Genomic DNA, 9,292 nt, shown 5'->3' on the forward strand with positions numbered 1-9,292 from the left:
TGCCACAAGCATGCGCGGACTTGATCGGTTCACGCTTGGCTCTCCTCTTCCTCTTGACACTTGCTCACCAGGGCCCAGTCCACCCGGCGGTCCACAATGCTCTCCACCTTGATGTGGAGGCCGTGGGTATCCACTTCCACCTTGCTCCCGTCCTCGGGGATGACGGAGAGCTGATCAAACACCAGCCCGCCCAGGGTGTCGGACTCCTCGTCCTCGGGGAACTCCATCTCCAGGGCCTCGGCCACGTCCTCCAGTTCCGCCGAACCGGAGATGCGCCACAGGTTGGGCTCGAGCTGGATGATCTCCTGATCCTCCTGGGGATCGAATTCATCGTAGATATTGCCCACGATCTCCTCCAGCAGGTCCTCCATGGTCACCAGCCCCGAGGTGCCGCCATACTCGTCCACCACGATGGCCATGTGGACCTTCTTGCTCTGCATATCCCGGAACAGCACGTCGGCCCGAACCGACTCAGGAATGAAATAGGCGGCGCGCAACAGCTCCTTCAACGGCTTGGGCGATGCCCGCCGGGCATTGAGGAGGTAGTCCCGGGTGCTGAGGATACCCACGATGTCGTCCGCGTCCTCCTCATAGACCGGGAAACGGGAGAGACCGGAGTCCTCGATGGTCTGGACGATCTCCTCGTCGGTATCCCCGGTCCAGAGCATCACCATGTCGGTGCGGTGGACCATTACGTCCTCGGCCACGGTGTCGTTGAAATCGAAGACGTTTTCGATCATCTCTTTTTCGTCCGCCTCGATGGAGCCCTTCTCCTCGCTCAGATCCATAAGGGCGCGGAGCTCATCCTCCGACACCGACTGGAGCCCCGCGTCCGGCTTGATGCGGGTGATGCGGAGAAACGCGTTGCAGAGTCGGTTCAGCGCCCGGCCAAAGGGACCGATGGCGGCGGAGAGCAGCGCTCCCGCCAGGAACAGGACGGCACCTGCCAGTATGTAGGGCCATAACGGGTCCGGCAGCAAAACAGATTCCCCCTTGAAACATGGCTCCGCCCGCCGTTCCGGCGGCGGAGGTACGATTTGGGGGTATTATATCACAGTATCTAAAATTTTTCACTATAAAGTTCAAAACCTCTTTTTATTATGCTATACTGGGGACTGTCGAGAATGCGGGCGTGCCCGGAGCGCGCCGGATATGCGGAGGGGCCGGGTGCCGTGGACGCCCGCGTTCCATCTGAGTTTGGGAGATGAGACCGCCATGAGGGAACCCGCCGAACTGCTGCCTCCCCAGTCCCTGGATTTTCTGGATTTTCTGCGCCGGGCCGTCTTTGCCGTGGTGATCGGGCTGCTGGTGGGGATCGTGGGCGTCGCCTTTCACTACGGCATCGACTTTGTCACCGAGCTGCGCCAGGCCCACCCCCGCCTCATCCTTCTGCTGCCGGTAGGCGGGCTGTCCATCATCCTTCTCTACCGCACCTGCGGGATGGAGAAGGACCGCGGCACGAATCTGGTGCTGGTGGCCGTCCGGGAGCATGAACCCATGAAGCTGCGCACCGCCCCCCTCATCTTTCTCTCCACCGTCATCACCCATCTGGTGGGCGGCTCCGCCGGCCGGGAGGGGGCCGCCCTCCAGTTGGGCGCCTCCATCTCCAACAAGATCGCCCACCGGCTGGGCGTGGAGCCGGAGGAGGGACGGATGCTCACGGTCTGCGGCATGGCGGCCGCCTTCTCCGCCCTCTTCGGCACCCCCCTCACCGCCGCCATCTTCGCCCTGGAGGTGGTGCATGTGGGGATCATCCAATACGCCGCCCTGGTCCCGGCCTTTCTCTCCTCCCTCACCGGCTTTCTGCTGGCCGGATACCTGGGCGTCCCTCCCACGGCCTATACCGTCTCCGGCCTTCCCGTCCTCTCCCCCCTGGCGCTGGTCCAGGTGGTGGTGATGGGCGGCCTGTGCGCCGCCCTCTCCGTTCTTTTCTGCAAGGTGATGCACGGCACCGGCCGCCTTTACGCCAAATACCTCCCCGACGCCCGGGTGCGGGCCGTGGCGGGCGGCTTCATCATGATCGGCCTCTCCCTGTTGGACGGCGGGCTCTCCGACCAGGTCTATAACGGCGCGGGCGGGAATCTGGTCCAGGCCGCCGTCACCGGAAACGGCGCAGGCGTGGAACCCTGGGGCTTTCTGGTGAAAATCGTCTTTACCGCCCTCACCCTGGGGGCCGGCTTCCGGGGTGGCGAGATCGTCCCCACCTTTGCCTGCGGGGCCACCTTCGGCTGCGTGGCCGGGCCGCTCATCGGCCTCTCCCCCTCCTTCGGCGGCGCGTTGGGCACTGTGGCCGCCTTCTGCGGCGTGACCAACTGCCCTCTCTCCTCCATCCTCCTGGCCTATGAGCTTTTCGGCGGCGGCGGGCTGCCCCTCTTTGCCCTGGCCATCGCCGTGTCCTACCGTCTGTCCGGGTACACAGGTCTGTATAGCGAGCAGCAAATCGTATATTCTAAGCGTACCCCCCATCAAATCGATAAAAAGGCGGAATAAGCATATGCAGGCTGTTCTCTATCACGGCGGGCCCATCCTGACCATGGAGCCAGGCCCCCGTCCGGAGGCCCTTCTCACCAGAGGCGGAGCCATCGCCGCCCTGGGAGCCCTCTCAGAGCTCTCCTCCCTGGTCCCCGGCGCACGTCGGGTCGACCTGGAGGGCCGTACCCTCCTTCCCGCGTTCCTGGACCCCCATTCCCACATCACGGCCCTGGCCGCCACCCTCTCCCTGTGCCAGCTGGGCGCGGCGAACTCCTTCGAGCAGATCGGCCTTGCCCTGCGCGCCTTCGCGGAAGCGCGGCGCCTGCCTCCCGACGCCTGGGTCATGGGCTTTGGCTACGACCACAATGTGCTCGCCGAGCGCGTACACCCCACCCGTCAGGTCCTGGACCGCTTCTTTCCCCGTGCGCCGGTGCTCATCACCCACGCCTCCGGACACATGGGCGTGGCCAACTCCAAGGCCCTGGCCCTGATGGGCGTGACGGCGGAGACCCCCGACCCGGAGGGCGGACGCATCGGCCGGGAGGCCGACGGCAGGACCCCCAGCGGCTATCTGGAAGAGCTCGCCTTCCGGCAGGCCACCGCCAAGGTCCCCATGGACCGCGCCGCTGACGCCGCCGCGGCCCTGGACGCGGCCCAGCAGATCTACCTTTCCCGCGGCATCACGCTGATCCAGGACGGCCTCACCGGCGCGGATGAGTTTCAAATGCTCTCCGCCGCCGCCCGGGCCGGCGTCTTTACGGCCGATGTGGTGGGCTACGCCGACCTCAAGAAGGCCCCGGAGCTCTCGTCGTCCCCCTGTTGGCAGACGCCCGTGGGCGGGTTTCGCCTGGAGGGCTGGAAGATTTTTTTGGACGGCTCCCCCCAGGGTCGCACAGCCTGGATGCTGGAGCCCTATCAGGGCGGCGACGGGACCTATACCGGCTACCCCATCTACTCGGATGAAGAGGTGACCGGCTTCGTGCGCCGCGCTCTCTCCGACGGGGCGCAGCTTCTGGCCCACTGCAACGGGGACGCGGCCGCGGCGCAGTATATCCGCTGCTGCCGCAGGGCGCAAGAGGAGACGGGCCGCGCCGTCCGGGACATCCGCCCGGTAATGATCCATTCCCAGCTCGTCCGCCCGGAGCAGTTGGCCGAGATGAAGGAGCTGGGAATCCTCCCCTCCTTTTTTGCCGCCCACCTGTGGTATTGGGGCGACATCCATGTGGAAAACTTCGGGGCGCGGCGGGCCGCCTCCATCTCCCCCCTGGGGGCGGCGGAGCGGCTGGGCCTTTCCTATACCCTCCACCAGGACACCCCCGTCATCCAGCCGGATATGCTCGAGAGCGTCTGGTGTGCCGTAAACCGGGTCACCCGGAGCGGAGCCGTGCTGGGGCCGGAATACCGCGTCTCCCCCTGCGCAGCCCTCCGGGCCGTGACGGCAAACGCCGCCTACCAGTACCGCATGGAGGGGCGGCGGGGCACCCTTGCCCCCGGCAAGGCCGCTGATCTGGTGCTGCTGGACCGCGACCCCACCGCTGTTCCGCCGGAGGACATCCGCGGAATCCGGGTGCTGGAGACCATCAAGAATGGAGTTCGGGTGTTTCAGGCGTGATCTCTCCCGTCAGTCCGATCTCGGTGCGCAGTTCCAGCAGAAAGCTGTGGGCGGCATAAAACCGGATGACAACTTCCATGTCCTTCTTCTGCGCCGGACACAAGCTGCCGTTCAGCAGGGAAAAGCGCAGTGCGTCCGCATCATCCTTGGATATGGTGGACAAATAGGACTTGATGTAGGCAGGATAGAGCCAGAAGAGGAATTCTGTCATCTTGATACCTCCTATAATTAAGAACTTTGTATTCCCATTACAGGAGAACTATATGTTCATTACAAATAGGAGGCTTCATGGAATTGTTTTCTGTCATACTGCGAGAAGAACGCCTAAAGTTGGGCATCAAGCAAAAAGATATGGCCGGCTTGTTGAGCATTACACCGAGAGCCTATCAGTATTACGAAGAGGGAAAGCGTTTTCCCGATTTTCATGGGCTTTTAAAGATTGCAGACTGCTTGCATATTTCAATCGATTATTTGGTCGGCCGAAAAGACGAACGCGCCTGACGGTCCCCACGCCCCCTACTTCTTGATAAGGAGTCCTTCTCCATGAACATCTTCGACATCATGGGTCCCATCATGGTGGGGCCGTCGTCCTCCCACACGGCGGGGGCGGCACGCATCGGCCTCATCACCCGCCATCTGCTGGGGAGCCGGCCCGCGGCGGCGGAGCTGCTCCTCCACGGCTCCTTTGCCGCCACCGGCAAAGGGCACGGCACCGACCGCGCCCTGGTGGCCGGGCTCCTGGGCATGCAGCCCGACGATCCCCGCATCCCCCGCGCCTTTGCTCTGGCCCGCGAGGCGGGCATGGAGCTCCGGATCTCCACCGCCGTCATCCGCGGCGCCCACCCCAACACCGTCATCCTCCGGGTCCGGGACCGGGAAGGGCGGGCACTGGAGGTCAACGCCTCCTCCCTGGGTGGCGGCCGGGTACGGGTCAACGCCATCGACGGGATGGAATGCACCTTCACCGGGGACTACCCCACCCTCATCATCCGCAATGAGGACCGGCCCGGCGCCGTGGCGGAGGTCACCTCCATCCTTTCCCGCCGGCAGGTGAACATCGCCACCATGCAGCTCTACCGGGACCGCAGGGGCGGTCTGGCCGTCATGGTGCTGGAGAGCGACCAACCCATCTGGCGGGAGGCCGTCGACGAGCTGCGCGCCGCCGTCGGCATCGTAAAAGTGACCTATCTCAATATGGAGGGGGAGGAGTAAAATGGCCTTTGTCTCTGTGGAAAACCTGCTGCGCGCCGCCGGTGACATGCCCCTGTGGGAGGCCGTCCTCACCGACGATCTCCGGGACCGAGGCGGAGAACGGGACACCTCCTGGGAAAAGATGACCCGTCTGTGGCGGGCCATGGTGGAGTCCGTGGAGGGCTACGACCCTGCGCGGCGCTCCGCCTGCAACCTCACCGGCGGGGATGCCCGGAAGGTGGAGACCCGCGCCGTCTCGCTGGCGGGGCCAGTGCTCACCGATATCATCGCCACCGCCCTGAAGGTGGGGGAGTGCAACGCCTGCATGGGCCGCATCGTGGCCGCCCCCACCGCCGGGGCCAGCGGCGTGCTGCCCGCGGTGCTGCTGCCCATCCGGAAAAAATACGACTTCTCCGAGGAGGAGATGGTAAAGGCTCTCTATGTCTCGGCCGGCTTCGGCCAGGTCATCGCCACCCGCGCCTCCATTGCCGGGGCGGAGGGCGGCTGTCAGGCGGAGATCGGCTCGGCCTCCGCCATGGCCGCCGCTGCGCTGGTCTCCCTGCTGGGGGGCTCGCCGGAGCAGATGGCCGCCGCCTGCGCCACCGCCCTCCAGAACCTGCTGGGACTGGTGTGCGACCCGGTGGCCGGACTGGTGGAGGTCCCCTGTGTCAAGCGAAACGTCATCGGCGCGGTCAACGCCCTCACCGCCGCGGAACTGGCCCTGGCGGGAGTGGAGAACGTCATCCCCTGCGACGAGGTCATCGATGCCATGCGCGCCGTGGGCGACGTGATGCCCGCCGCCCTCCGGGAGACCGGCGGCGGCGGGCTGGCCGCCACCCCCACCGGACGGAGGATCGCCGAGGAGCTGCTGGGCCCGTAAAGCCGTTGCGCGGTTTCCATCTTTTGTGGTATACTGTCTCCGACCCCAAAAAGGAGTTGCTGTCTATGTTTACTTTCCATCACTTCAATTTCAACGTTCTGGATCTGGAGCGGAGCCTGCGTTTTTACAAAGACGCGCTGGACCTGACGCCGGTGCGGGAAAAGGAGGCCGCCGACGGCTCCTTCAAGCTGGTCTATCTGGGGGACGGCGCCACCGGCTTTGAGCTGGAGCTCACCTGGCTGCGGGACCGTGCCGAGCCCTACGACCTTGGAGAGGGCGAGTTCCATCTGGCCTTCTCCGTGCCCGACCTGGACGCCGCCCACAAACGGCACGCGGCCCTGGGCTGCATCTGCTTTGAGAATCCCGCCATGGGCATCTATTTCATAGAAGACCCGGACGGCTACTGGATCGAGATCGTCCCGGAGAGGAAGTGACACATGGCCCGTACCAATGAGGGCGGGCGCCTCGCCTACGCCGACCTTCTGCGGGTGATGGCCATGCTGGCGGTCATCGTCCTGCACGTCTCCGGCGGCTGGCTGGAGTCCCTCCCGGTGGGCACCGCAGACTGGCACGCCCTCAATGTGTGGGACAGCCTGTGCCGCTGGTGTGTGCCGGTCTTCGTCATGTGCAGCGGCATGTTTCTGCTGGACCCCAAAAAGGCGCTCTCCTGGCCCTCCCTTTTCCTCCGCTACATTCTGCGGATGGTCACGGCCCTGCTCTTCTGGGGCACCGCCTACCGCCTGCTCTATGAGCTTGTCGCCGGGACCCTGCGCCCCGCCAGTCTGCCCCGCGTCCTCTATGCGGTGATCCTGGGGAACACCGAGACCCACCTGTGGTATCTCACCATGACGATCGGCCTCTATCTCCTCACCCCTCTGCTGCGCGCCTTTGTCCGCGGGGCCAAGCGGAGCGATTTTCACTGGTTCTTTCTGGTGTACGCCCTCTTTATGCTGGTCATCCCCCTTTTCCTCCGTCTCCGTGGGAGCCAGACCGTCGCCCTCTACGCCAACCGGCTCTATCTCAACTTTACCCTGGGCTTTCCGCCCCTGGCCTTCGTGGGGTATTATCTGGCGGGCTACTATCTGAAGACCTATACCCTGGGCCGCCTGGCCGAGGGGCTCATCTATGCGTTGGGCATCGCCGGAGGGGCCTTTACCGTGTTGGGCACCTCCCTCCTCTCCCGGCGCGCCGGCGCTCTGGACGTCACGCTTTACAGCTATCTCACGCCCAACGTCTGCGCCATGGCGGTGGCCATTTTTGTCCTCTTCCGGTATGTGCTGGGCCTGAGCGACGAGCGCTCCCGCAGACAGCGGGCCGGCCGGCTGGCCGAGTGCGGCTTCGGCGTCTATCTCTCCCATGTGATCTTTCTGGTGCTGCTGCGCCATTTTGGGCTGGCCACGCCGCCCATCCCCACGGCGGTCGCCGTTCCCCTCCTCACCCTGGTCATCTTTCTCCCCAGCTTCCTGCTCTCCTGGCTCATCCACAAAATCCCTGTGGTGGGGCGATATCTCACCTGATCCAATCTCCGGACAAAGGAGCTCCGCCCATGCTCTTCTCCAGCTCCATCTTTCTCTTCGCCTTTCTCCCGGCGGTGCTCCTGGGCTACTATGTGGTCTTTCGGGGCATGCGCCGGGCACAAAACCTACTCCTGCTGGCGGCCTCCCTCTTCTTCTACGCCTGGGGGGAGCCCTGGTTTGTGCTGGTCATGATGGGTTCCATCCTGGCAAACTACTGCTTCGGCCTCTGGGTGCATGCCTGGAGGCGGCGGGGCAGGCGGCCCGCGCTGCCTGTGACCGCCGCCGTGGTATGCAACCTGGGGCTCCTTTTTGTGTTCAAATACCTCACCTTCACCCTGGAAAACCTGAACCTAGCGGGGCTCAACACCCCTGTTCCGGTGATCGGCCTGCCCATCGGCATCTCCTTCTTCACCTTCCAGGCCCTGAGCTATGTCCTTGACGTGGCCATGGGGACGGCGCAGGTCCAGCGCAACCCCCTCTGGCTGGGTCTCTACATCTCCCTCTTTCCCCAGCTCATCGCCGGGCCCATCGTCAAGTACTCCACCGTAGCCGACGAGATCGAGGGCCGCCGGGAGACCTGGGCGGACTTCTCCTCCGGCTGCTGCCGCTTCATTGTGGGCCTGGGGAAAAAGGTGCTCCTCTCCAACCAATTGGCCGTGGTGGCCGACGCCGCCTGGGACACGCCGATCGGGGACCTCTCGGCCGCCCTTGCCTGGCTGGGGGCCCTGTGCTATACCCTGCAGATCTACTATGACTTCTCCGGCTACTCCGATATGGCCATCGGCCTGGGCAAGCTGTTCGGTTTCCATTTTTTAGATAATTTTAACTACCCCTATCTCTCCCGTTCGGTGACGGAGTTCTGGCGGCGGTGGCACATCTCCCTGTCCACCTGGTTCCGGGACTATGTGTACATCCCCCTGGGCGGAAGCCGGAAGGGCCCGTGGCGGACCTACCGGAATCTCTTCGTTGTGTGGCTGCTCACCGGCGTATGGCACGGGGCCAACTGGACGTTTCTTTGCTGGGGCCTCTTCTATTTTCTGCTGCTGTGCCTGGAAAAGCTGGGGGCCTCCGGCCGCCCTATCCCCGCCCCCGCAGGCTGGGCCTGGACCTTCCTCATGGTCAACTTCGGCTGGGTCCTCTTCCGGGCCCCCTCTCTCCCCGCGGCCCTGGACTATCTGGGCGCCATGTTCTCGCCGGTCCGCGGTGCCGACCTCCAGGCTTGTTATTACTGGGAGCAATATGCTGCCGTGATTCTACCCTCGATTCTCTTTTCCTTCCCTCTGGGCCGGTGGCTCACGGAAAAGGTGGAGGTCTATCTGGGCCGATACGCCCCCCACGTGTTTTCCCTGTGGGATATGGTGTACGGCGTCTCCCTGCTGTTCCTCTTCCTGGCCTCATCAGCCTTTCTGGTCAAGGGGACCTATAACCCCTTTATTTATTTCAACTTTTAGACCGCGGAAAGGAGGGCCTCCTCTTGGTCAAACCACATACCAATCTGGGCGCCCTGCTCTTTCTGGGGGCGCTGGCGGCGGGCACGCTTCTGCTGGTCACCGGACTTGCCGACACGTCCCCCACCCGCCAGGGCGTGCGCCTTCCCCAGCGCGGCGAAGCCTCCTTTGT

Annotated in this window: 10 protein-coding genes; 8 read left to right on the forward strand and 2 right to left on the reverse strand. The window is 64.3% G+C overall.

Annotation, left to right across the window (positions count from 1 at the left end; genetic code table 11):
- Positions 1 to 29: 29 nt before the first annotated feature.
- On the reverse strand, positions 30 to 980 hold the full coding sequence (locus tag ABUA09_RS12200; RefSeq protein ID WP_242848436.1) for a hemolysin family protein: 951 nt from the start codon (positions 978 to 980) through the stop codon (positions 30 to 32).
- Positions 981 to 1,167: 187 nt separating this feature from the next.
- Here ABUA09_RS12200 and ABUA09_RS12205 point away from each other — a divergent pair, with 187 nt between their 5' ends.
- Entirely contained in the window at positions 1,168 to 2,490 is a 1,323-nt protein-coding gene (locus tag ABUA09_RS12205) for a chloride channel protein (protein WP_349949387.1), read from the forward strand.
- A 4-nt stretch (positions 2,491 to 2,494) separates the two neighbouring features.
- The gene (locus tag ABUA09_RS12210) at positions 2,495 to 4,084 is read left to right on the forward strand and encodes an amidohydrolase (RefSeq protein ID WP_195607896.1); all 1,590 of its coding nucleotides are present in this window, start codon (positions 2,495 to 2,497) and stop codon (positions 4,082 to 4,084) included.
- Here ABUA09_RS12210 and ABUA09_RS12215 read toward each other — a convergent pair.
- Positions 4,053 to 4,295, reverse strand: coding sequence for a hypothetical protein (locus tag ABUA09_RS12215; RefSeq protein ID WP_195607897.1), 243 nt, complete (start codon positions 4,293 to 4,295; stop codon positions 4,053 to 4,055). The two genes, ABUA09_RS12210 and ABUA09_RS12215, sit on opposite strands and share 32 nt — an antisense overlap.
- A 77-nt stretch (positions 4,296 to 4,372) precedes the next feature.
- On the opposite strand from ABUA09_RS12215, the gene ABUA09_RS12220 reads away from it, so the two are divergent.
- The 6 genes from ABUA09_RS12220 to ABUA09_RS12245 all read left to right on the forward strand — a co-directional run bounded on the left by ABUA09_RS12220 (position 4,373) and on the right by ABUA09_RS12245 (position 9,123).
- Positions 4,373 to 4,585 (forward strand): helix-turn-helix domain-containing protein, encoded by a 213-nt coding sequence (locus ABUA09_RS12220; protein ID WP_058117201.1) that lies wholly within the window; start codon positions 4,373 to 4,375, stop codon positions 4,583 to 4,585.
- Positions 4,586 to 4,627: 42 nt separating this feature from the next.
- Positions 4,628 to 5,296 carry an L-serine ammonia-lyase, iron-sulfur-dependent subunit beta gene (gene sdaAB, locus ABUA09_RS12225; RefSeq protein WP_033116406.1) on the forward strand — a complete coding sequence of 223 codons (669 nt, stop codon included), beginning with the start codon at positions 4,628 to 4,630 and terminating at the stop codon, positions 5,294 to 5,296.
- A 1-nt stretch (position 5,297) separates the two neighbouring features.
- The gene (gene sdaAA, locus ABUA09_RS12230) at positions 5,298 to 6,155 is read left to right on the forward strand and encodes an L-serine ammonia-lyase, iron-sulfur-dependent, subunit alpha (RefSeq protein WP_033116407.1); all 858 of its coding nucleotides are present in this window, start codon (positions 5,298 to 5,300) and stop codon (positions 6,153 to 6,155) included.
- Positions 6,156 to 6,220: 65 nt separating this feature from the next.
- Positions 6,221 to 6,589: a VOC family protein gene (locus ABUA09_RS12235; protein WP_033116408.1), complete on the forward strand. Its 369-nt coding sequence runs from the start codon at positions 6,221 to 6,223 to the stop codon at positions 6,587 to 6,589.
- A gap of 3 nt (positions 6,590 to 6,592) precedes the next feature.
- Positions 6,593 to 7,672, forward strand: a complete 1,080-nt coding sequence (locus tag ABUA09_RS12240) for an acyltransferase (RefSeq protein WP_033116409.1) — start codon at positions 6,593 to 6,595, stop codon at positions 7,670 to 7,672.
- 29 nt (positions 7,673 to 7,701) lie between these two features.
- Positions 7,702 to 9,123, forward strand: coding sequence for an MBOAT family O-acyltransferase (locus tag ABUA09_RS12245; RefSeq protein WP_033116410.1), 1,422 nt, complete (start codon positions 7,702 to 7,704; stop codon positions 9,121 to 9,123).
- Positions 9,124 to 9,292 lie beyond the last annotated feature (169 nt).

The sequence above is a fragment of the Intestinimonas sp. RTP31139st1_F5_RTP31139_211217 genome (genome assembly GCF_040226735.1).
Lineage (GTDB): Bacteria > Bacillota > Clostridia > Oscillospirales > Oscillospiraceae > Intestinimonas > Intestinimonas butyriciproducens.